Genomic DNA, 21,853 nt, shown 5'->3' with positions numbered 1-21,853 from the left:
CGGCAGTCACCAGATGCGCGGGGCCTGCAGGTCGCGCGGGTCGTCAGAAGGCTGACAGCCATGCGCCGACTCCTCGTACTCCGACCGCGGTCCGCTGGTGGCCAGCGTCCGTACGGCGTTGACGAGGCGGTCGACGTGCTCACGCGTCGTACCGAGGCCGAGGCTGGCCCGGACGGCCGTGCCGTGCTCGGGGGAGCCGGCGAGCAGATGACCGACCAGCGGGTGTGCACAGAACTTGCCGTCGCGGACACCGATCCCGTACTCCGCACTCAGCGCTGCTGACACGAGAGTGGAGGTCAGCCCGGCAACGGTGAAGCACACCGTGCCGACGCGATCCGCCTCCTGGCCGAAGATCGAGTACGTCGTGACGCCGGGAATCTGAGCGAGACCGGTACGGAGCCGGGCGAGCAGACTGCGCTCGTGCTGCTCGATCGCGTCGCGGTGCTTGCTGATCGCCGCACAGGCCGAGGCCAGCGCGATCGCGCCGATGACGTTGGGGGAGCCACCCTCGTGCCGGGCCGGTCCGGTCGCCCAGACCACCAGGTCGTCGGTGACCGCGGTGGTCGCGCCACCGCCGTACAGGTAGGGCTCGGCGGCGTCCAGCCAGTCCGCACGACCGATCAGCGCACCAGCGCCGTACGGGGCGTAGAGCTTGTGGCCGGACAGCACGACCCAGTCGACGTCGAGCGTGGCGATGTCGACCGGCCGGTGCGGTGCGAGCTGCGCGGCGTCGAGGCAGACACGGGCGCCATGGGCCTTGGCGACGGCAGCGATCTCGGCGATCGGGAAGATCTCACCGGTGACGTTGGACGCGCCGGTCACGACGACGAGCCGCGGACCCTCGGGTGCCGTGCGCAGTGCGTCGGCCAAGTTGCTCACGGCCTCGTTCGGCGTGCTCGGTGCTTTGAGGCGCACTGTCCGCTCGGCCGGCCAGGGGAGGAGGGCGGCGTGGTGCTCGGACTCGAACACGATGACGGTCGCGTCCGCGGGTACGGCGTGGGCGAGCAGGTTGAGCGCGTCGGTCGTCTGCCGGGTGAAGATCACCTGGTCGTCCTGACGGGCGCCGACGAACGCGTGCACCTCGGCGCGCGCCCGCTCGTACCACTGGGTGGTGATGCGGGACGCGTACCCGTTGCCACGGTGCACCGACGCGTACGACGGCAGTGCCGCCTCGACGCTGGCCCGCACCGACTCCAGACACGGCGCGCTGGCCCCGTGGTCGAAGTTGGCGTAGTCGGTCACCCGGCCGTCGACCAGCGGGACCAGCAGGTCCGACCCGACGGTGGCGGGGATGCTGCCGGTGCTCAACCGGGCGACCGTCGGCCGCGCGGTCGTCGTACTGGCAGGCTCGAGGATGGAGAGGATCGACATGCTGCTGCTCCCAGGAAGTCCGCACTTGCCGAACGGGGTATCCGTACGGCCTGGTCTTCACCCGGGGCACCCCACCGCGGAGGAGGGTTGCCGGCCAGCGAGCCGGGGCTTGACGCTGGCACTCATGACCTGCCGAAGACGGTAACGAACAGGCCACAGAGAACGCCAGTGGCTATCTCATACAATGAGACCGTCGAACACATCCTGAGATCGCGACACTCCGCCGGATTTGAGAGGATCTGCCGGTGACTTGGATTGCGCCCGCGGTGGAGCGGCCGGACGGTTCCCTGGTGGCGCCCGAGCGGGAGCTGTTGCAGGGCTACCTGAACTTCTATCGAACGACCCTGCTGTTCAAGTGCGCCGGCCTGACCGCCGCGCAGCTTGCCGAGCGTCCTTCGCCACCGTCCAATCTCTCGCTGCTCGGGCTGATCCGGCACCTGACCAAGGTCGAGCGGATCTGGTTCCGGATCCACTTCGCGGACGAGCCCGCGAAACCGGTGTTTCCGCCTGCGCTGGGGAAGGACGCGGACTTCGAGCTGATCGATTCGGCTGACGCTGAGGCAGCGTACGACGGGCTGATCGCGGAGTGGAAGCTGTCCGACGAGGCCGCGGCCGGCCGCTCGCTGGACGACCGCTTCACCTTCGGGGGCACGGAGTCGACGCTTCGGATGATCTACATCCACCTGATCGGCGAGTACGCCCGGCACTGCGGTCACGCCGACCTCGTCCGCGAACAACTCGACGGCACCACCGGCGCCTGATCCGGCCGGGCCGCCGACTCGCGGGGCGGCCGGTCCCGGCTGGGCCGCCGACTGTGGGGATTGTTGCCTCAGGCGACGACCTTCCCGCGTCCTAGGCTGCGGGCCGTGCCGTTCACCCTCGCCCACCCCGCCGCCGTCCTGCCGCTCATCCGGCGTCCGCTGATCGCATCGGCGCTGGTGGCAGGAGCGGTGGCTCCCGACCTGCTGTACCTCGACCCGCTCTACAGCTTCGCCACCCAGCAGATCAACGGCAACCTGACGCTGACCCTCACCCACAAGTTCTCGTCCGCCTTCTGGCTCGACCCACTGATCGCGCTGCTCCTGCTCGCAGTCTTCAACCTGGTCCTGAAGCGACCCCTGGTCGCGTTGGCTCCGAGCGCCCTCGCCGCACGCCTGCCGTTAGCCGGCCGGTTGCGCATTCCGCCGCTTCGCCTGCTGCTCTGGACAGCTGTGTCCGCCGTCATCGGCGCCTTCACCCACGTGCTCTGGGACTCGTTCACCCACGGCGACGGGTACTTCGTCCGCCGCTTCCCGGACGTGTTCCGTGCGGAGGTGACCGCGGCCTGGGACGTCAACCGCGTCCTTCAGTACGTCAGCACCGTCGGCGGGTGCCTGATCCTCGCCGTCTGGCTCTATCGCTGGTTCCGCCGCGCCACGCCCCACGTGGTCCCGCCGGACCTCGTCCCGTCTTGGGTGCGGTACGTCGTACTGGCCGGAATCCTCGCGCTGGGCGTCGCCGGAGCCGCCGTGCAACTGTGTGCGGCCGAGGCTGAACTCGCAGGTGAGGCCGCGGTGCGACTGGTGCTGACAGGTCTCGTTCTGGGAGGTCTGGCGGCCCTCGGGTGGTACGTCGTGCTCTGGCACCTGTTCCGGCTGCGGAGGCGTGTGGCGGCGCCGTGACGCTACGGATGGGGCAGTGTGACCGGCGTGTGACACGTGTGACTCGAGAGGTAATCGGGGTAGCCTGCTAGACATGGCGACCCGCACGTCTTCCCCGGCGCGGGCGCAGAAGTCGGCAGCCAACCGGCCGAGTACGGCACGGTCGGCTGCTGGTGGACGCTCCCGTCCGTCAGGCGCCCAGAAGCGTGGGCAAAGCGCGAAGCGCGGTGGATCCACCGCCGCGCGGACCAGCACGCCCAAAAACAGCGGACCGGGCCCGTTCGCGGCCGCCATGATCGCAGTCGGTCGCGGCATCGTGAAGGTCTGGATCGGTATCGCGCACCTGCTCGGCAGCATGGTCCGCGGTATCGGCAACGGCGCCCGCGACCTCGACCCCGAGCACCGCCGCGACGGCGGCGGCCTGTTTCTGATCGGCCTGGCGGTCGTGGTGGCCGCTGCCATCTGGTGGGACCTCCCGGGTGCCGTCGGCAAGGGCATCCGCACGATCGTCGGCGGCAGCGTCGGCATGCTCGGCTGGGCCGTCCCGCTGATGCTCCTGTTCATTGCCCTCCGCACCCTTCGCCACCCGGACCGCAACGGCCCGGCCGGCCGACAGGTGATCGGCTGGACCGCGGTCTCGCTCGGCATACTCGGCCTGGTCCACATCGCCAACGGCCTCCCCCGCCCCGGCGACCCTGCCGACGCACCGCTCCAAGACGCCGGCGGCGCGATCGGGTACGTCGTCTCCTCGCTCCTGTCCGACCTGCTCACCCAGTACGTCGCCGCACCGCTGCTGGTCCTGCTGTCGATCTTCGGCGCGCTGGTGATCACCGGTACGCCGGTCTACGCGATCCCACTCCGCTTCCGCGCGGCGTTCGACGTACTGATGGGACGTACGGCGCTGCCGGCCGACGCACCGTCCGTCGCGGCCGCGCCGACCGACGACACCGTGCGGCTCACCCGCAAGGAGCGTCGGGCCAAGGCAGCCGCGCTCGAGGAGGACGGCGAGCCCACGATCAAGCCGTACGACTCGCCGGTGCTCGAGGGACGCGAGATCTCCAAGCGTGGCCGCAAGTCCAAGGCAACCGCACCGTCTGAAGAGGACGCCTACGACGTCGACGCGGATGCGGCCGCTGGAGCCGCGGTCCCAGGTATCGCCGCCGGTGCCGGCGGCGGTCCCAGCAAGGCGGAGTCGGCGCCCGAGCCGCCTCCGCACACGCCGATCCCGCAGCGGGTCGAGCAGCTCAGCCTGTCCGGCGACATCACGTACACCTTGCCCGACGGGCAGATGCTCAAGCCCGGTTCGGTGCACAAGGCACGGACCAAGGCGTCGGACGCGGTGGTGGATCGCCTCACCGAGGTCTTCGACCAGTTCGGCATCGACGCCCAGGTCACCGGCTACACGCGTGGCCCGACGGTCACCCGGTATGAGGTCGAGCTCGGCTCGGCGGTGAAGGTCGAGAAGGTCACCGCGCTGTCGAAGAACATCGCTTACGCGGTGGCTTCGGCCGATGTGCGCATCCTGTCGCCGATCCCGGGCAAGTCCGCGATCGGGATCGAGATCCCGAACACCGACAAGGAGATCGTCAGCCTCGGCGACGTCATCCGGTCGGCGACCGCGCGCAACGATCACCACCCGATGGTGGCCGGGCTCGGCAAGGACGTCGAGGGCGGTTTCGTCGTCGCCAACATGGCGAAGATGCCGCACCTGCTGGTCGCCGGTGCCACCGGTTCGGGTAAGTCGTCGTTCGTCAACTCGCTGATCACCTCGATCCTGATGCGGGCCACGCCGGACGAGGTGCGGATGATCCTGGTCGACCCCAAGCGGGTCGAGCTGAACAACTACGAGGGCATCCCGCACCTGATCACCCCGATCATCACCAACGCCAAGAAGGCCGCCGAGGCGCTGCAGTGGGTCGTCCGCGAGATGGACATGCGGTACGACGACCTGGCCGCGTTCGGGTTCCGGCACGTGGACGACTTCAACAAGGCGGTCCGCGGCGGCAAGGTGAAACCGCCGCCCGGCAGTGAGCGCGTGCTGACGCCGTACCCCTATCTCCTCGTGATCGTCGACGAGCTGGCCGACCTGATGATGGTCGCGCCCCGCGACGTCGAGGACTCGATCGTCCGGATCACCCAGCTGGCCCGGGCCGCCGGTATCCACCTGGTGCTGGCCACCCAGCGGCCGTCGGTGGACGTCGTCACCGGTCTGATCAAGGCGAACGTGCCGTCGCGGCTGGCGTTCGCGACCTCGTCGCTGGCCGACAGCCGGGTCATCCTGGACCAGCCGGGTGCGGAGAAGCTGGTCGGCCAGGGTGACGGCCTGTTCCTGCCGATGGGCGCGAGCAAGCCGATGCGTATCCAGGGCGCCTGGGTCACCGAGAACGAGATCCGTTCGGTCGTCGAGCACTGCAAGGAGCAGTTGCAGCCGACGTACCGCGAGGACGTCACCGCCGTGGCCGGGCCGAGCAAGGACCTCGACGACGAGATCGGCGACGACCTCGACCTGGTCGTGCAGGCGGCCGAGCTGATCGTTTCCACGCAGTTCGGCTCCACGTCGATGCTGCAACGTAAGCTCCGGGTCGGTTTCGCCAAGGCGGGCCGGCTGATGGACATCCTGGAGAGCCGGGGCGTGGTCGGACCGAGCGAGGGTTCCAAGGCCCGCGACGTCCTGGTGAAACCCGACGACCTTGAGGACTTCATCGCCACCCTGCGAGGAGAGTGACGTGACCGCCGCGAGCGCTTTGCCGAGGCAAGACCGCTTCGACGTCGACCCCGAGCCGGTGCCGTTCACCGTCCGGGCCTCCCAGAAGGTGCACGGCGGACTCGCGCTCGGTTCCGCCCTGGTCGCCGTCGGCTTCGCCGCGTCCGCATCCACCAGTCCGACCGGGGTACTGCGCTGGATCGCCGCGGCGGCGTTCGCCGTGCTGGCCCTGGTCTGCGCGCGGGCGCTGACCGTCGGGGACATGCTGGTGGCCGACGACGTCGGGATCCGGCTGCGGATCGGCAGCGAGTGGATCGGGACCCGCTGGGAGGACATCGACCAGGTGACGGTGCTGAAGCGCCGGCACCTGCTGGACGACGGCCGGATCGCCGTCCATCTGCAGGATCCCGGGCCGATCCTCGGTGCGATGCCGAGTTCGACCCGCAAGACAACTGATGCGAACCGGCGGTTGACCGGATCGTCGCTAGCGGTACCGTTCGGGTTGACGGCGCGGCCGTCGCACGGGGAAGTGGTCCAGGCGCTGCACATGCTGGCGGATGCCAGGTGTCCAGTCAGGGAACAACTCTGACTGGTGCGTGACCCCGTCGTACCAACGCCGTTGAGTTGATGTCGACGGTCCGGATGTCGGCGTTTCGAGGTCGACGGTCCGCTGAATAGTCGGGCGATGGAGAGGACGGTGGGGACGTGAGCATCGGCAGCGAGCTCACGGCGGCCCGCGAACGGGCCGACATGACGATCGAGCAGTTGAGCGCCGCGACCCGGATCAGAACCGGCCTGCTCCTCGCCATGGAGGCCGACGACTTCTCCCGCTGCGGTGGCAACTTCTACGCCCGCGGCCACATCCGCGCGATCGCTCGCGTGGTCAAGGCCGACCCTGCACCACTCCTCGCCACCTTCGACGCCGAGCACGCGGTCGAGGAGGACAAGTCCCGCCGCGAGGAACGCGCCGCGCTCAAGGGCCCGACCCTCCACCCGGCCCGCCCGCGCTGGGCCGTCGTTCTCGGCGCCATCCTGGTCGCCCTGATGGGCTGGGGCATGATCCGGCTCTTCACTGTCCCCAACGACATCGAGGCAAATGCCTCCAAGACGGCCACGACAACAACGATCGTCACCACTCCGACCCCGAAGGCGACCCCCAACCCAACCGTCAAGCCCACCAGCAAGCCGACGGCGACCAAGCCCCCGGTCCCGACCAAGACCAAGCTCACCCTCACGGCCAAGCGCGACGGCTCCTACGTCACCGTCCGGGACAAGAAGGGCAAGCGCCTCTTCCAGGGCCTCCTCGGCCCCGGCACCTCCCAGACCGTCACCGCCACCGGTGACGTCCGCGTCTCCGTAGGCGTCCCCGCCAACCTCTCCGTCACCGTCAACGGCCACACCCACTCCACCAAGCTCTACCGCTTCATCGCCCACCCGAACGGCACCCTCACCAAACCCGAGTAACCCTGTCGTCGGGTTTGTGGGAGCGTGTTCAGAGCGGGTCAGATGTGGTGCTGAGTTAGGTCGGGGAGCGGGCGGCGCGTCATACTCGGGGGGATGACTACGACACCCACCACCGTCGCCCTGGTCACGCTGGGGTGTGCCCGCAACGATGTCGACTCCGAGGAACTGGCGGGCCGGCTCGAAGCCGGCGGGTTCCGGTTGGTCGAGGACGCCGCCGAAGCGGACACCGTGGTGGTGAACACCTGTGGCTTCGTCGAAGCCGCCAAGAAGGACTCCGTCGACACCCTGCTCGCGGCCGCCGACTACAAGGACGCCGGCCGCACCCAGGCCGTCGTCGCAGTCGGCTGCCTCGCCGAGCGGTACGGCGAACAACTCGCCGAAGCTCTCCCCGAAACCGACGCGGTGCTCAGCTTCGACGACTACGCGGACATCTCGGACCGCCTCCGTTCGATCCTGTCCGGAACCAAGCACCAACCTCACGTTCCTCGCGACCGCCGCAAGCTCCTCCCGCTGGCCCCGGCCGATCGCGCGAACGCGAACGACGTAGCCATCCCGGGCCACGGCGACTCGGCTCACCACAGCGTCCCCTCGCAGGGTTCGGTCGACACTGACAGCGGGCAGCCTGCGACCGACGGAGGCAACACCCTCCTCCAGCCTCTGAAGGGCCGTACGGTCGCCGGATCAACCGCCGTACCGGACGAGCTGAAGATCGAAGCGCCTGATCTGCCGTCGGCGCCGGCGAGCGGACCTCGGGTGGTGCGGCGCCGGCTGGACGGTGGCCCGATGGCGCCGCTGAAGCTGGCGTCCGGGTGCGATCGGCGGTGTGCGTTCTGCGCGATCCCGATGTTCCGCGGTGCGTTCGTCTCGCGGCGGCCGACCGAGGTGCTCGGCGAGGCCCACTGGCTCGCGGAGAACGGCGTACGCGAACTGTTCCTCGTCTCCGAGAACTCCACGTCGTACGGCAAGGATCTCGGCGATCTGCGACTGCTCGAGACACTCGTCGCCGAGATCGCCGAGGTGCCAGGCATCACCCGGGTCCGGGTCTCGTACCTGCAGCCCGCGGAGATGCGCCCGACGCTGATCTCTGCGATGGCGTCGACGCCCGGTGTGGTCCCGTACTTCGATCTCTCGTTCCAGCACGCATCCGGTCCGCTGCTTCGCCGCATGCGCCGCTTCGGCGATGCGGAGCGCTTCCTGGAGCTCATCGAGCAGGTCCGCGCGGCCGCGCCGTCGGCTGGCATTCGCAGCAACGTGATCGTCGGTTTCCCGGGGGAGACCGAGGAAGATGTCGACATCTTGTGCGACTTCCTTTCTCGCGCCGGTCTCGACGCGATCGGTGTGTTCGGCTATTCGGACGAGGACGGCACCGAGGCCGAGACGTACGACGGCAAGCTCGACGAGGACACCATCGCCGCCCGTCTGGACCGCGTCACCCGCCTCGCCGAGGACCTCACCTCCGCCCGAGCAGAGTCCCGCATCGGTGAACTCCTCGAGGTTCTGGTCGAGTCCATCGAGGCTGCGGACGGAGCCGAGTCCGAGGGTGTCGAGGGGCCGACCGCCGAGGGACGGGCGGCCCATCAAGGGCCTGAGGTGGATGGGTCGACGTCGGTGACTGGCCTTCCGGAAGGCGTGCGAGTAGGTGATCTTGTTTCGGCGAAGGTGGTCGGGAGCGACGGTGTTGACCTGATCGCCGAGTTCGCGGCACTCGTGAGCCCCCGGGACGGCCGTCCGGCAGCTAACCTGACCGCGTGACCAACCCGCCGACGAACCCGGTGCCGCACGCAGCCTCCGGTCCGCTCAGCGCGCCCAGCGCGTGGAACGTGGCCAACGCGCTCACGGTCCTGCGGCTGATCTTGGTTCCGCTGTTCGTCTGGCTGCTGCTGCGCGACGGCGGCACCGACGACGGCAACCGGCTGCTCGCCACCGCGGCGTTCGTGGTCGCGATCGTCACCGACCGGTTCGACGGCGACATCGCCCGCCGATGGAACATGGTCACGAACTTCGGCAAGATCGCCGACCCGATCGCCGACAAGGCGCTGACCGGAGCCGCGTTCATCGGGTTGTCCCTGCTCGGTGAACTGCCGTGGTGGGTCACCGTGGTGGTGATGGTCCGCGAATGGGGCGTGACCGTGCTGCGGTTCTGGGTGATCCGGCACGGCGTGATGCCGGCCAGCCGCGGCGGCAAGCTGAAGACCGTGCTGCAGGCCATCGCACTGGGCCTCTACCTCCTTCCGTGGCAATCGGTCGCAGTCATCCACTGGACCGCCGTCGCCTTCATGGCCGCCGCCGTGATCGTGACCATCGTCACCGGCCTCGACTACGTCGGCCGCGCTCTCCGCCTCCGCGCCGCCGCCAAACGCCCCCTCCCATGACCCCAGCCCCACCAGACCCTCCCTCGGCCTCAGGCCCGGCAGGTACGGCGGCGATCGGCGGGGCAGCGCTGGGCTCGGACACTGGTCTCGGTTTCGGAGGCGAGCGCGAGCTCGAGGCAGTGCTGGACCGGTTGGTCGGGCTGCTGAAGGGACGGGGGGAGACGCTAGCCACCGCGGAGTCGCTGACCGGTGGGATGGTCGGTGCGGCGCTGACCGACGTACCTGGAGTCTCTGCCGTCTACCGCGGCGGTGTGATCGTGTACGCCACTGACCTGAAGGCCAAGCTTGCGGGCGTGCCAGACGATCTCCTGGCCGCTGTGGGCCCGGTCCACCCGGACACAGCTGCAGCACTGGCCACCGGCGTACGGGAGCGGCTGGACGCCACCTACGGGCTCGCCACGACCGGTGTGGCCGGCCCGGACCCGCAGGCAGGGGTACAGGCCGGAACTGTTTATGTCGCAGCCGCTGGACCAGACGCGGTGGAAGTGCGCAAGCTAGAGCTAAGCGGTGATCGGACAGCCATCCGCAGGGGGAGTGTGCAAGCCGTGCTGGAACTTGCCGCGGCTCTGGTGGCGGAAGAACTCGACTGACCGGCGTGTTGAGACCAGCATGCGGACAGGTAAGGCAGACTGGCACGGTGCACCGAAGGTGGACATTGCGAGGAGTAGTGACCCAGCAACGGGTACCGTTGGTTCCCACGGTCGAGCTACCGTGCGAGTAGTGACGACCGGACAGGCGGAAGGGAGAAACCTCATGGTGCTGGTTCGTGGCCTGCTGGGCGACGTCCTGCGGCGTAAGCGGCTGCGCCAGGGGCGCACTCTCCGCGAGGTGTCCGCCGATGCCCGGGTGAGTCTGGGCTACTTGTCCGAGGTCGAGCGAGGCCAGAAGGAAGCTTCGAGCGAGCTGCTCGCGGCGATCTGCATGGCGCTGGACGTGCCGCTGTCGACGATCTTCGCCGAGGTCAGCGAGGACCTGGCCCGTGAAGAGGCCCTGGTCCTGACACATCCGGCCATCGAGACCGAGGTCGCCTCCGCCGCCTGATCGACCGTCCCGGCGGGTCATCGGTCCTCCTCTCGGCGTGCCGACGCTGTGACGGCCGCCTGGACCAGTCCGTTCCGGCTCGGCCAGATCAGCTGCAGGGCCGGAATCGGGTCCTCACCCGGCTGCCGGAACATGGTGTTCGCCGTGAACAGGTGCGTCGCCGAGTCCGGGAAGCGGAGCAACTCCGCCCGCCCTGGTGGCGGGAAATACGCCGTGAGGTCGTCGCCCTCGTCGAACACCTCACCGCTCTGCACCGCCCACACCAGCGGCTTGACGCCGAAGTAGACCCAGTCCGGGTCGGGATCGAAGACGATGATCTCCGGGTGGTGGTGCAGGCTGAGGCCCAGCGTGTACCCGAAGGAAGGATTGCGGACGCCGTCGCCCTCGATGAACTGCATGGTCCAGCCGTAGGTCTGGATGTTCCGCTCCAGCCGCTGTGAGTACTGCTCGTCAGTCAGGCCGCCGCACATGTCACACATGAGCCTCTCCTCTCGTTCGAACAGATGTTCGATACGTCAGAGAAGATATCCGCGTTCCACCCCGCCGCCGCGGCTGTCCACAGGCCAGTTCCGGCCGCACTCAGCCCGGTCCTGGGCTGCTCGGTCCTAGGTCATTCGGTCTCGGGTTGGCAGGTGGGGCACCAGTAGCTGACGCGGTCGCGCGGTGGTTCGCCGATCGCCGCGGTCTGGATCGTCGTACCGCAGCGACGGCACGGCTTGCCCGCCCGTTCGAAGACCCACGAACGCTGTCCTGGCCGATTGACGCCGGTGCTCACCTGCGTGCCGTTGCGCAGGTTGGCTTTCATCAGCCGCCGGCTCAGATCGACCGCCGCGGCCACGTCGACCGATGAGACCGGTCGCCATGGATGGAGGCCGAGGAGGAAGCAAACCTCGGTCCGGTAGAAGTTCCCGATCCCCGCGAGATTCCGCTGATCCAACAAGGCTTCGCTGATGGTCCGCTCCGGCTCGGACGCCACGTTCGCGATCGCTTGCTCCCGGTCGAACGTCGGGGACAGCAGATCCGGGCCGAGATGACCGACGACGCTGTCCTCGGCCTCAGTCGCGACCAGTTCGAGCACGGGCAGCCGATAGCCGACGGCGATCCAGGACGCCGTCTCGAGCACCGCGCGCACCTGGTGATCCGGCCCACCTCGCCAACGCTCGCCCGGCCGGTACAGATGCCAGCTTCCGTCCATCCGGAAATGACTGTGCACGGTCAGTCCACCCGACACCCGCATCAGTAGATGCTTGCCGCGCGCAATGACCTCCAGCACCGTCCGGCCGCCGAGATCCGTCGTTGCCAACGTGGGCACGCGAAAGTCGGTCCGGATCAGCTCCTGTCCGCCCAGCGCCTGGTCAAGCCGCTTGCACGCCCGCCAGACGGTGTCGCCCTCAGGCATGACTCAGGCTCGCAATCGCAATCCCCGCGGCGTCGCGTGGAAGCCCGCCTTCGCCAGCGCATCGCCGAACGCAGTGTGCCGAACCTGCTCACCATCGGCCGTCTCGACACTGAGCTTGCCGAGCTGGCCATCCCTGATCGCGAGCGCGAGCGCGTCGACAGCGGGCTGCAGCAGATCGGGGTCCTCGGTGAAGCTCAACACCGTCCTCCCGCCTCGCTCGACGTACACGATCAATTGCCCGTCCACCAGCATGACCAACGCCCCAGCCTTCCGACCGGGTCGATGCCCACCAGCGCTCTCACGCTCCGGCCATGGGAGAGCCGCGCCATAGGGATTCGCCGGATCAGAAGCCGCGAGTACGACGGCCCGCGCCGCCGGCTCCTCGTCACGACGACCGCGACCCGCACCCCCGATCCGGCCAGGCCCGGCGCCACTGCCACCCGGCCCACGCCCAAGGCCACCACCCGGCCCAGGCCCAACGCCGTCACTCGGGCCTACTGCCAAGGAACCAGGCAGCTCAGCCATCGCCCGCAAGCGGTCGACTGCCCCTGGCAACGCGAACTGCGCCGCCCCAAGCCCGGCCACGAAGTACCCGCGCCGGCACCGCCCCGACTCCTCGAACGCGCTCAGCACCTTGTACACCGCCGCGAACCCACCCGGCGTCCGCTCAGTGATCACCGACCCCCGCGTCACGATCCCGTACCGATCGAGCAGGGTCTCCGCTGCCGCATGCGCCCGCCGGGTCGCATCCGGATTACGGGCCGGAAGCAACGACCACCGCCCACCGGCCGTCGGTGGTCCGCTCCGAGCCGGCATCGCTGGTCGGCCCGGGCGCATCGGACGACCCGGTCTCGCGCGTGGCGTCGTACGACGGGTCCGATGACTACCGCGGCCACCGCCGACGAGTGACCGAACCGGCGCGAGTGTGTCGTTGGTCAGGTGACCCGCCCAGACGAGATCCCACAGCACGCTGACCAGAGTCTCGTCGTCGACCACGCCAGCGGCCGCACCGACGACATCGCTCAGTTGGCGGAAGAAGAACGCGCCGCCACCCGACAAGGCATCGAGCACCGCCTGATGCGTCTCGCCGATCTCGAACGCCGGATCCGGGTCGGGCAAGGTCAGATCGCAGTTGTCCGCGAGGTGCAACGAGACCCAACCGTCCGTCCCCGGCAGCGAGCCCGAACCCGCCCACACGACCTCGCCAGTGGAAGTCAGCTCATCCAGCATCGACGGCTGATACCCGGGCACCCGCGACGGCAGCACGATCGACTCCAGCGCCGATGCCGGCACAGCGCATCCGGCCAACTGCTCGACAGCGCCGAGCAGTACGTCGTACCCACGCCCGCGACTGCTCGTGATGCCCTGCCACGCGGGGAGGAAGCGTGCGAGCGCCGACGGATCGACCGGCTCGACCTCCTTGCGCAGCGCGGCCAGCGACCTGCGCCGCAGCAAGCGGAGGACCTCGCTGTCGCACCACTCCATCGCGATCCCGCCAGGCAGGAACTCTCCCTCGACGACCCGGCCGGCCGCACCCAGCCGCCGCAGCGCATCAGTGACAACCGCGACGCCGGTCCCAAGGTGTGTCGCGAGATCGACCGCACGGAACGGCCCGTGCGTCCGCGCATAACGCGACACCAAATCACCCAAGGGATCCGCGACCGGCTCCGCATGCGCCTGCGCGATACCTGGTGGAAGTGGTACTCCGAGCGCGTCGCGAAGGCGAGCCACGTCCTCGACCACGGACCACCGGTGTTCGCCGGCGATCCGCACGCGCACGACCCGGCGCGCAGCCGCCAGCTCAGTCAGCCAGGACTCGGCGTCGGCACCGTCCACACACCGCTGCGATGCGTCGGACAACGACAGCGCACCGACCATCCGCAGTACGTCGAACAGCCCCTCGGCATCGCGAGCGCGGCGATCGTCGGCGAGCCGTTGCAGCTCCGCCTCGGTCCGCAGCACGACCTCAGCATCGAGGAGCTCGCGCAACTCCGTCCGCCCGAGCAGCTCGGCGAGCAGGCTCTGGTCCAACGCGAGCGCAGCTGCACGCTTTTCGGCGAGTGGTGTGTCGCCCTCGTACATGAACGCGCCCACGTAGCCGAACAGCAACGACTTCGCGAACGGCGACGCCTCCGAAGTCTCCACCTCGACCACCGAGATCCGCCGCTCGCTGATCCCGGTCAGCAGATCCTTCAGCGCAGGCAGATCGTAGACGTCCTGCAGCACCTCGCGCAGAGTCTCGAGCACGATCGGGAACGAACCGTACTTGCTTGCCACACTGAGGAGCTGAGCCGACCGTTGTCGCTGCTGCCACAACGGCGACCGCCGACCCGGATTCCGCCGCGGCAGCAGCAACGCTCGCGCCGCGCACTCGCGGAACCGCGCGGCGAACAGCGCCGAGCCGCCGACCTCCGTGGTGATCAGGTCCTCGATCTCGGCCGGATCGAACAGCACCAGATCGGCACCCGGTGGCAACTCGTCCGTCTCCGGCAATCGCAGCACGATCCCGTCGTCACCCGAGACCGACTGCGCGTCCATCCCGTACCGCTCGCGCAGCCGCGCCGCGATCGCCAGCGCCCACGGTCCGTGCACTTGGCCGCCGTACGGCGAATGCACGCAGACTCGCCAGTCGCCGAGCTCGTCGCGGAACCGCTCGACCACCACGGTCACGTCGTCCGGCACCCGACTGGTCGCATCGCGTTGCTCGGCCAGATACGAAACCAAGTTGTTCGCCGCGTACTCGTCCAGCCCGGCAGCACGCGCCCGCTCGACCGCCTTGGCGGCCGGCAGCGCAGCCATCTTCCGCACGAACGCCCCGGTCGCCGCGCCCAGCTCGGCCGGACGGCCGACCGCGTCGCCCTTCCAGAACGGCAACCGCCCGGGTTGACCGGGCGCGGGGGAGACCAGCACGCGGTCGTGGGTGATGTCCTCGATCCGCCAGCTCGACGCTCCGAGGGTGAACACGTCGCCGACGCGCGACTCGTACACCATCTCCTCGTCGAGCTCGCCGACGCGATGGTTCGTCGACTCGCCGACCAGGAAGACGCCGAACAGCCCGCGATCGGGGATCGTGCCGCCGCTCGTCACCGCCAGCCGCTGCGCACCGGGCCGACCGGAGATCTCCCCGCTGACCCGGTCGAACACGATCCGCGGCCGAAGCTCGGCGAACTCGTCCGACGGGTAGCGACCCGACAACATGTCGAGCACCCCGTCGTACGCCGATCGTGGCAACGTCGCGAAGGGCGCACAGCGTCGTACCAGAGTGAAAAGTTCGTCGACGTCGACCGTGTCCAGGGCGACGATCGACACGATCTGCTGAGCGAGTACGTCGAGCGGGTTGGCGGGAATGTGCAGGCTCTCGATCAGTCCGTCGCGCATCCGTTGTACGACGACTGCCGTGTCGATCAGATCGCCTCGGAACTTGGGGAACAACACACCGCGCGACACCGCGCCGACCTGGTGACCGGCCCGGCCGACCCGCTGCAGACCACTCGCGACCGATGGTGGCGCCTCCACCTGGACGACCAGGTCGACCGCGCCCATGTCGATGCCGAGCTCGAGGCTGCTCGTCGCCACCACGCACGGCAACCGGCCCGACTTCAGATCCGCCTCGATCAGCAGTCGTTGCTCCTTGCTGACCGAACCGTGGTGCGCCCGCGCGATCAACGGTGGTGCGGCCAGCGACGCGCCCGATTGAGCCATCACCTGCGCGGGCGAGCCCGCGTCGGCCAGCTCCAGCTCGGCCCGCTCTGCGGCGATCTCGTTCAGCCTGGCCGTCAGCCGCTCGGCCAGCCGGCGCGAGTTGGAGAACACGATCGTCGACTTGTGCTCCGCGATGAGATCGAAGACATGCTCCTCGACGTGCGGCCAGATCGACGCATGTTGCGGGGGACCGGCGGCCGATCCGGAAGTCTCCAGCTCGGTGCTCGCCAGCTCGGCCATGTCCTCGACCGGCACGACGACGCTCAGGTCCCACTGCTTGGTGAACTTCGGCTGCACGACCGTCACCGGCCGCTCGCCGCCGAGGAAGCGCGCGACCTCCTCGACCGGCCGAACGGTCGCCGACAGCCCGATCCGCTGCGCCGGCTTCGACAACAAGGAGTCCAACCGCTCGAGAGTGAGGGCCAGATGTGCACCACGCTTCGTCCCCGCGACCGCGTGCACCTCGTCGACGATCACCGTCTCCACGCCCCGCAACGACTCACGGCCCTGGGAGGTCATCAACAAGAACAGCGACTCGGGAGTGGTGATCAGTACGTCGGACGGTCGGGTGGCGAACCGTCGTCGCTCACCGGCCGGCGTATCACCCGACCTGACCGCGACCTCGACGTCGACCGGCGCTTCGCCGAGCCGTCGCGCGGTCTCGCGGATCCCGATCAACGGAGCGCGCAGGTTGCGCTCGACGTCGACCGCGAGCGCCTTCAACGGGGACACGTACAGCACCCGGCAGCGGAGCTTCGGATCGTCCGGCGGCGGCACTGTGGCCAGCCGGTCGAGTGCCCACAGGAAGGCCGCCAGCGTCTTACCCGAACCGGTCGGGGCGACCACCAGGGCATCCCGGCCCGCGGTGATGGCGTCCCACGCCTCGAGCTGGGCCGGGGTGGCCGCCTCGAAGACGTCGCCGAACCACGCCCGGGTCGCGGGCGAGAACCGGCTCAACGCGCTGGTTTTCTTCACGTCGCCCATCGTGCCCGGTTCCTCCGACAGTTTTCGAGTTCTGGCTCCTGACCAGGGGTTTTCCGTCCGGTGGCGGCGTTGTCCCCCTGTTCTGGAATGATCGACGGCATGATGAACCGCGTACGTGCAGCGCTCGTCGTCGTGGCGTGCCTGGTCGCCCTGACCGGGTGCGTGAAACTCGACGCCGACCTGAAGGTGAGCTCCAACGAGACCGTCTCGGGCAACATGCAGATCGGGGTCGACAAGCAGCTGCTGGAAGCCAGCGGCCAGTCGCTCGACAAGGTCCGGGAGCGGATCGAGGACGGGATCAAGGAGACCACCACCGACGGGGTCACCTGCAAGGCGTTCGACGACGAGCGGTACATCGGTTCCAACTGCACCTTCGAGAGCGTGCCCTTCGACAAGATGGGCAGCTCGAGCGGCGAGGGCGTCAGCTTCCGCAAGGAGGGCGACAAGGTCAAGGTCACGGTCAAGGTGCCGAACCTCGGCGGCAACGTGCCGTCCGGCAGTCAGCCCTCGGTGAACTTCAAGATCACCATGCCCGGCAAGATCACCGACCATGACGCCGGTGCAAAGGTCGACGGGCGGACGGCGACGTACGACAGCCTCGACAAGCTCGGCAGCGTCTCGCTGACCTCCGAGGCGGGCAGCAGCTTCCCGCTCTGGGCGATCATCCTGATCGTCGTGCTGGTGTTGCTGGTGGCGGGTGCTGCCGTCTTCTTCGTACTGCGTAGTCGCAAGGCCAAAGCTCAGCAGGGCTACGGGCAGTACGGTCAGTACCCGGGCCAGCCACAGCCGGGCCAGTGGGGCCCGCAGTACGGCGGTCAGCAGGGGCAGTACCCGGGACAGCCGGGGTACGCGCAGCAGCCCGGTCCGGGTGGTCAGTACGGCGGACAGCCCGGCCAGTACGGCGGACAGCCCGGCCAGTACGGCGGTCAACCCGGACAACCAGGCCCGTACGGCGGCCAGCCGGGTCAGCCCGGGCCGTACGGCGGGCAGCCGGGTCAGGGCCAGCCGGGTCAGGCGCCGTACTCCGGACAGCCTGGTCGGCCGCAGTACCCTGGACAGCCTCAGCCGGGGCAAGGCCAGTGGGGTCCGCAGGGGCAGCCCCCGCAAGGGCAACCGCCTCAGCAGGGACAGGGCGGATGGGGACAGCAGCCCGGCCAACCGCAGCAGGGCCAGGGTCAACCAGGGCAACAGCCACAAGGTGGTTGGGGTCCGCAGCAGCAGAACCGTCCGCCGGCGCCGCCTCAGCAGGGCCAGGATGGTTCACAGGGCGGTTGGGGACAGCCACCGAAGGACGACGACGGGCAGGCATGAGACTGACGGAGTTCTGGGACCGGATGGATCAACATCTCGGTCCCGCCTATGCACGGACCTGGGCCGAGACCCAGGTCGTCGGGGAACTCGGCGGCCGTACGGTAGTCGAGGCCCTGGCTGACGGCGAGCACGCCAAGACTGTCTGGCGTGCCGTCTGGGCGCACCTGCAACTCCCGCCCAGCGACCGCTGACCGCCGCCGCTCAGGTGGTTGTCAGCTCCGGTTCCGCCACGTCGTCGGCCGGCTCCGGATCGCGTTGCTTCGCCAGCTTGCTCGGCCACCACAGGTGCCGGCCGATGTCGAGGTTCAGTGCCGTCACCAGCACAGAGCGGACCACGATGGTGTCCAGCAGGACACCGAGCGCCACCGCGATGCCGATCTCGGCGAACGCCACCACCGGCAGCGTCGCCAGCACCGCGAACGTCCCGGCCAGCACCAGCCCGGCCGACGTGATCACGCCACCGGTCGCGGCGACGCCGATCAGCGCGCCGCGCCGGGTGCCGTGCGTCTTCGCCTCCTCGTGCACCCGGGTCATCAGGAAGATGTTGTAGTCGATGCCTAAGGCAACCAAGAAGACGAACACGAACAGCGGCAGTGACACGTCCGTGCCGCCGAACCCGAGCACCAGGTCGAACAGCAGCGCGCTGATCCCCAGCGCCGCGCCGAACGACAGCACGACCGTTGCCACCAGCAACACCGGGGCGAACAACGAGCGCAGCAACAACGCGAGGATCAGCAGCACCACCGCGAGCACCACGGGGATGATCACCCAGTTGTCGCGGTCGGCCGCTCGCTGCGTGTCCAGCAGAATCGCGGCTCCACCACCGGCCAGCGCGTCGGCTCCCGGTACTGCGTGGACGGCGGTGCGGACCCGATCCACGGTGTCCTTCGCGGCCTGAGTGTCCGCCGCGTCCGTCATCGTCGCCTCTATGTAGGCCAATCCGCCGCCGACCCGCGGTTCGGCCACTGCGGCGATACCTTGCGTCGAGGACATCGCCGTACGGACCTCTGCTGCCTTGTCCGCCTTGCTGACCACGACCAGCGGGTTGCCCGCGCCGGCGGGGAAGTGGGCGGCAAGTATCTTCTCGCCGACCACTGAGTCCGGCGTACCGACGAAGGACTCCTCGTTGCTGAGTCCGTTCGGGTCCAACCGCAGAATGCCGAGTGCAGCGATGGCCAGGACGATGGTGGTGGTGATCCAGGTCAGACGCGGTCGTACGGCGATCCGTCGCCCGATGCGACCCCACACACTCGTCTCGGTGTGGTCGTCGGACCCGTACGTCGGCCGCAGCGGCCAGAACACCCAGCGGCCGCAGATGACCAGCAGTGCGGGCAGCAGGGTCAGCATGGCGGCCAGTGCGATGACAACGCCGACCGCTGCGACCGGACCGAGGCCGCGGGTCGAGTTCATGGAGGCGAACAGCAGGCAGAGCATGCCTGCCACCACAGTGGATCCAGAGGCGATGATTGCTGGACCGGACCGGTGCAGCGCGAACGCCATGGCCTCGTGCCGGTCCTCGTGTCTCCTGAGCTCTTCGCGGTAGCGGGCGACCAGTAGCAGGGCATAGTCCGTCCCTGCACCGAACACAAGGACTGTGAGGATGCCTGCGCTCTGGGCGTTGACAGTCAGGTCCGCCTCGGTCGCCAGGTAGTAGATGACTGCCTGCGCGGCGAACAGCGCCACTCCGGCAGAGAACAGTGGCAGCAACCAGAGCACGGGGCTGCGATAGGTCAGCAAGAGGATGACGATCACGACGGCTGCAGCGGAGTACAGGAGTTTGCCGTCGATGCCGGCAAATGCCTCCTGCGAGTCAGCCGCGAAGCCACCGGGGCCAGTGACGTGGAACGACAAGCCGTCCGGGCGGTCGGCTGCCACCTGCCTGATGTCTTCTGCCCGCTCGCCAATCGTCTCCCAGCCGCCGGAACCGGCGTTGATAGGTACGAGCACCTGCAGCGCCTTGCCGTCCTCCGACGGGATCGGCCCGATCACTTCGCGGTCGACGTCTTGCAGTTGCGCGTACTGCGTCGCATGGCGCGCGACCGCTTCCTGGTCAGCAGGAGTGATGCCGGCTGATCGCTCGTAGATCAGGACCGCGGGGATCTCGTCAGGTGACGAGAACTGCTGCGTCGCCTTCAGCACCTCGGTGGACTCGGCCTTCCCGGGTAGCCAGGAGACCGCATCGTTCTCCTGCGCACCGGTCAGCTTGCTGGCTGGACCGAAGGACACCGCCATGGCGACGATCCACAGTGCCAACACGATCCACTTGGAAATCTTGCCGCATGGCAACGCCGCCAGCCGTCCTGCTCCACCCACCAGAACCACGCCCCCTGGGGGACGCCCGCCCGTACGTTGGACTGTCCACGACGCACCCCCGATCCAGCCTGAGGGCTGAACCCGGACAGGGTCAACGACCACTCAGTAGTGCTGCCCTCACCCTGTGTTTCCTTGCCCCAGAGGTCAGGGAGTCCAGCCTGTGCGGGCGGCCCACTCCTCCGCGGGCAGATAGATGAGGTCGCAGACCGGGTCCTTCAAGTCGGAGTAGTCGCCGACGGACTCGAGCGGCAGCGCGGCTGCCCGGCGCTTGAACTCGCCGTACGCGGCCGCCGTCTCCGGGTGGCTACGCAGGTAGTCCCGGAACAGCAGGGCATAGCGCTGGTTGGCCCGACCGGCGACCCGGACGTGCAGGTTCACTCGCCGCCGGTACATCGGCTCGACCAGGAGACGCTTGACCCACTGCAGGTCATCGGCGGGCAGACCGGGCACTGGGTGGTCCCGTCTGGGCGGCCGGACCTCCCAGTCGGCCGCGATCATCCGCTCGACCACGTCGTCCAGCTCAGGCTCGGTCCCGACCGTCACCTGGATGTCGAGGATGTCCTTGGCCGCCAGCCGCGGTACGGACGTCGACCCGATGTGGTCGATCCGCTGCGCTGTCTCCCCGAGCAGTTGGCTCACGACAGCAGCCGTCTTCTCGTACTGCGCCGGCCAACTCTCGTCCGCCCTCACGATGACGATCCCAGTCATGCCGAGATCATCCCAGTCCGGGCCGTCGCCCTCTAGACGGGCTTGACCCGGAACGCGCTGGTGGTGAGGAGATCGGCGGCGGCGTACGCCGCTTTGCGGATGCCCTTGCGTTCGTCGAAGAAGCCGCCGACCACTCCGACAGCGGGCATCCGGCCGATGAACCTGGCGCCGAGACTGCCGCGCGGGCGATCCTCGAACACCTCGCCCAGGCCACCGAACAGCTTGCTGATCCGCCAGACCAGCCGAATGCCCTGCCGCAGTCCTGCCTCGTCCGACTCGTCAGAGAGCCCCAACTGCTTGGCGACGTCCTGGCCGGCCGAGGTGGGGTCGTCGTACTTGAGCACCTCGTCCGGTGTGATCGGCCGGGCGGTGAGTACCCGCGCGATGATCGCCGTACGGTCGGCATGCGCCTCGACGCCGTACTCGCGGCAGACTGCCCCGATGACCATGGCCTGGACGGCCGCACCGAGGGTGTCCTTGATCGGCAGGTAGTCGGCGGCCGCGCCGCTGATCCGGGGGAGGCCCGCGACCACGGCGGCGAACCCGCCGAGCCGCTCCACCCACCAGTCGCAGCGCTCCGCCAGCGGCAGCGTCGGCCACTCGGCGTGCCCCGGCACCTTCATCTTCAGCAGCCGGTCGATCGCCAGGATCAGGCCCTTCTCGGCCAGATTGGGCATCTCCTGGGCGGAGTAGTCGGCGAGGAGGCTGCGGATGCCGAACGGGTCCTGGGAACGGAGCGCGTCGAGCACGGAATCGATCCCGAACTCGACCCGGCTGAGTGCCAGGATGACGGCGGAGTCGGGGATGTCTGCACGGTCTGCCACGCCGCAAGGGTAGGGAGTCG

Annotated in this window: 18 protein-coding genes and 1 riboswitch; of the genes, 11 read left to right on the top strand and 7 right to left on the bottom strand. The window is 68.9% G+C overall.

All coding sequences use genetic code 11. The features are described 5' to 3' along the window. Window positions 1-6: 6 nt before the first annotated feature. Window positions 7-1,371 carry an aminotransferase class V-fold PLP-dependent enzyme gene (locus tag V9K99_RS31155; RefSeq protein ID WP_337008904.1) on the bottom strand — a complete coding sequence of 455 codons (1,365 nt, stop codon included), beginning with the start codon at window positions 1,369-1,371 and terminating at the stop codon, window positions 7-9. Window positions 1,372-1,387: 16 nt separating this feature from the next. Continuing rightward, window positions 1,388-1,501, bottom strand: a riboswitch (SAM riboswitch). Window positions 1,502-1,616: 115 nt separating this feature from the next. Here V9K99_RS31155 and V9K99_RS31150 point away from each other — a divergent pair. The 9 genes from V9K99_RS31150 (at window position 1,617) to V9K99_RS31110 (ending at window position 10,592) form a co-directional block, all read left to right on the top strand. Continuing rightward, window positions 1,617-2,132, top strand: a complete 516-nt coding sequence (locus V9K99_RS31150) for a DinB family protein (RefSeq protein WP_337008902.1) — start codon at window positions 1,617-1,619, stop codon at window positions 2,130-2,132. Window positions 2,133-2,237: 105 nt separating this feature from the next. Next, window positions 2,238-3,032, top strand: coding sequence for a DUF4184 family protein (locus tag V9K99_RS31145; RefSeq protein ID WP_337008900.1), 795 nt, complete (start codon window positions 2,238-2,240; stop codon window positions 3,030-3,032). Between the two features lie 73 nt (window positions 3,033-3,105). Then, window positions 3,106-5,736, top strand: a complete 2,631-nt coding sequence (locus tag V9K99_RS31140; RefSeq protein ID WP_337008898.1) for an FtsK/SpoIIIE family DNA translocase — start codon at window positions 3,106-3,108, stop codon at window positions 5,734-5,736. 1 nt (window position 5,737) lies between these two features. Next, window positions 5,738-6,304 (top strand): hypothetical protein, encoded by a 567-nt coding sequence (locus tag V9K99_RS31135; RefSeq protein ID WP_337008896.1) that lies wholly within the window; start codon window positions 5,738-5,740, stop codon window positions 6,302-6,304. A 116-nt stretch (window positions 6,305-6,420) separates the two neighbouring features. After that, on the top strand, window positions 6,421-7,179 hold the full coding sequence (locus V9K99_RS31130; protein ID WP_337008894.1) for a helix-turn-helix domain-containing protein: 759 nt from the start codon (window positions 6,421-6,423) through the stop codon (window positions 7,177-7,179). Between the two features lie 93 nt (window positions 7,180-7,272). Continuing rightward, complete coding sequence (gene rimO / locus V9K99_RS31125; protein ID WP_337008892.1) at window positions 7,273-8,931, top strand: 30S ribosomal protein S12 methylthiotransferase RimO; 1,659 nt, start codon at window positions 7,273-7,275, stop codon at window positions 8,929-8,931. Next, window positions 8,928-9,551 carry a CDP-diacylglycerol--glycerol-3-phosphate 3-phosphatidyltransferase gene (pgsA, locus tag V9K99_RS31120; RefSeq protein WP_337008890.1) on the top strand — a complete coding sequence of 208 codons (624 nt, stop codon included), beginning with the start codon at window positions 8,928-8,930 and terminating at the stop codon, window positions 9,549-9,551. Before rimO ends, pgsA begins: the two co-directional genes overlap by 4 nt. Next, entirely contained in the window at window positions 9,548-10,141 is a 594-nt protein-coding gene (locus tag V9K99_RS31115) for a CinA family protein (RefSeq protein WP_337008888.1), read from the top strand. The genes pgsA and V9K99_RS31115 overlap by 4 nt, the downstream gene beginning before the upstream one ends. 163 nt (window positions 10,142-10,304) lie before the next feature. After that, a complete protein-coding gene (locus V9K99_RS31110) occupies window positions 10,305-10,592 on the top strand; it encodes a helix-turn-helix domain-containing protein (RefSeq protein WP_337008886.1) in 288 nt (95 codons plus the stop codon). A 17-nt stretch (window positions 10,593-10,609) separates the two neighbouring features. Here the strand turns inward: V9K99_RS31110 and V9K99_RS31105 are convergent, their stop codons facing one another. From V9K99_RS31105 to V9K99_RS31095, 3 genes are all read right to left on the bottom strand, one after another. After that, the gene (locus V9K99_RS31105) at window positions 10,610-11,071 is read right to left on the bottom strand and encodes a DUF4262 domain-containing protein (RefSeq protein WP_337008884.1); all 462 of its coding nucleotides are present in this window, start codon (window positions 11,069-11,071) and stop codon (window positions 10,610-10,612) included. A 131-nt stretch (window positions 11,072-11,202) separates the two neighbouring features. Beyond that, window positions 11,203-11,991 (bottom strand): Fpg/Nei family DNA glycosylase, encoded by a 789-nt coding sequence (locus tag V9K99_RS31100; RefSeq protein ID WP_337008882.1) that lies wholly within the window; start codon window positions 11,989-11,991, stop codon window positions 11,203-11,205. Window positions 11,992-11,994: 3 nt separating this feature from the next. Then, complete coding sequence (locus tag V9K99_RS31095) at window positions 11,995-16,677, bottom strand: ATP-dependent helicase (RefSeq protein WP_337008880.1); 4,683 nt, start codon at window positions 16,675-16,677, stop codon at window positions 11,995-11,997. 99 nt (window positions 16,678-16,776) lie between these two features. Here V9K99_RS31095 and V9K99_RS31090 point away from each other — a divergent pair, with 99 nt between their 5' ends. Both V9K99_RS31090 and V9K99_RS31085 read left to right on the top strand, forming a co-directional pair. Beyond that, the gene (locus V9K99_RS31090) at window positions 16,777-17,988 is read left to right on the top strand and encodes an LppM family (lipo)protein (RefSeq protein ID WP_337008878.1); all 1,212 of its coding nucleotides are present in this window, start codon (window positions 16,777-16,779) and stop codon (window positions 17,986-17,988) included. Beyond that, a complete protein-coding gene (locus V9K99_RS31085; protein ID WP_337008876.1) occupies window positions 17,985-18,179 on the top strand; it encodes a DUF3046 domain-containing protein in 195 nt (64 codons plus the stop codon). The genes V9K99_RS31090 and V9K99_RS31085 overlap by 4 nt, the downstream gene beginning before the upstream one ends. A gap of 10 nt (window positions 18,180-18,189) precedes the next feature. Here the strand turns inward: V9K99_RS31085 and V9K99_RS31080 are convergent, their stop codons facing one another. The 3 genes from V9K99_RS31080 to V9K99_RS31070 form a co-directional block, all read right to left on the bottom strand. Further along, window positions 18,190-20,301, bottom strand: a complete 2,112-nt coding sequence (locus tag V9K99_RS31080) for an MMPL family transporter (protein ID WP_337008874.1) — start codon at window positions 20,299-20,301, stop codon at window positions 18,190-18,192. A gap of 144 nt (window positions 20,302-20,445) precedes the next feature. After that, window positions 20,446-21,009 carry a GrpB family protein gene (locus tag V9K99_RS31075; RefSeq protein WP_337008872.1) on the bottom strand — a complete coding sequence of 188 codons (564 nt, stop codon included), beginning with the start codon at window positions 21,007-21,009 and terminating at the stop codon, window positions 20,446-20,448. Window positions 21,010-21,041: 32 nt separating this feature from the next. Continuing rightward, window positions 21,042-21,833, bottom strand: a complete 792-nt coding sequence (locus V9K99_RS31070) for a hypothetical protein (RefSeq protein ID WP_337008870.1) — start codon at window positions 21,831-21,833, stop codon at window positions 21,042-21,044. Window positions 21,834-21,853: the final 20 nt, after the last annotated feature.

The organism is Kribbella sp. CCNWLW201 (genome assembly GCF_037203805.1).
GTDB lineage: Bacteria > Actinomycetota > Actinomycetes > Propionibacteriales > Kribbellaceae > Kribbella.
This window is presented reverse-complemented; position numbering and strand designations above follow the sequence as displayed.

Excerpts from the sequence above, each read along its gene's own strand:
- V9K99_RS31115 (WP_337008888.1), top strand. The coding sequence starts at position 9,548 with ATGACCCCAGCCCCACCAGACCCTCCCTCGGCCTCAGGCCCGGCAGGT.
- V9K99_RS31085 (WP_337008876.1), top strand. The coding sequence starts at position 17,985 with ATGAGACTGACGGAGTTCTGGGACCGGATGGATCAACATCTCGGTCCC.
- V9K99_RS31110 (WP_337008886.1), top strand. The coding sequence starts at position 10,305 with ATGGTGCTGGTTCGTGGCCTGCTGGGCGACGTCCTGCGGCGTAAGCGG.
- V9K99_RS31155 (WP_337008904.1), bottom strand. The coding sequence starts at position 1,371 with ATGTCGATCCTCTCCATCCTCGAGCCTGCCAGTACGACGACCGCGCGG.
- V9K99_RS31100 (WP_337008882.1), bottom strand. The coding sequence starts at position 11,991 with ATGCCTGAGGGCGACACCGTCTGGCGGGCGTGCAAGCGGCTTGACCAG.
- V9K99_RS31095 (WP_337008880.1), bottom strand. The coding sequence starts at position 16,677 with ATGGGCGACGTGAAGAAAACCAGCGCGTTGAGCCGGTTCTCGCCCGCG.
- V9K99_RS31105 (WP_337008884.1), bottom strand. The coding sequence starts at position 11,071 with ATGTGTGACATGTGCGGCGGCCTGACTGACGAGCAGTACTCACAGCGG.
- V9K99_RS31075 (WP_337008872.1), bottom strand. The coding sequence starts at position 21,009 with ATGACTGGGATCGTCATCGTGAGGGCGGACGAGAGTTGGCCGGCGCAG.
- V9K99_RS31140 (WP_337008898.1), top strand. The coding sequence starts at position 3,106 with ATGGCGACCCGCACGTCTTCCCCGGCGCGGGCGCAGAAGTCGGCAGCC.
- V9K99_RS31090 (WP_337008878.1), top strand. The coding sequence starts at position 16,777 with ATGATGAACCGCGTACGTGCAGCGCTCGTCGTCGTGGCGTGCCTGGTC.
- rimO (WP_337008892.1), top strand. The coding sequence starts at position 7,273 with ATGACTACGACACCCACCACCGTCGCCCTGGTCACGCTGGGGTGTGCC.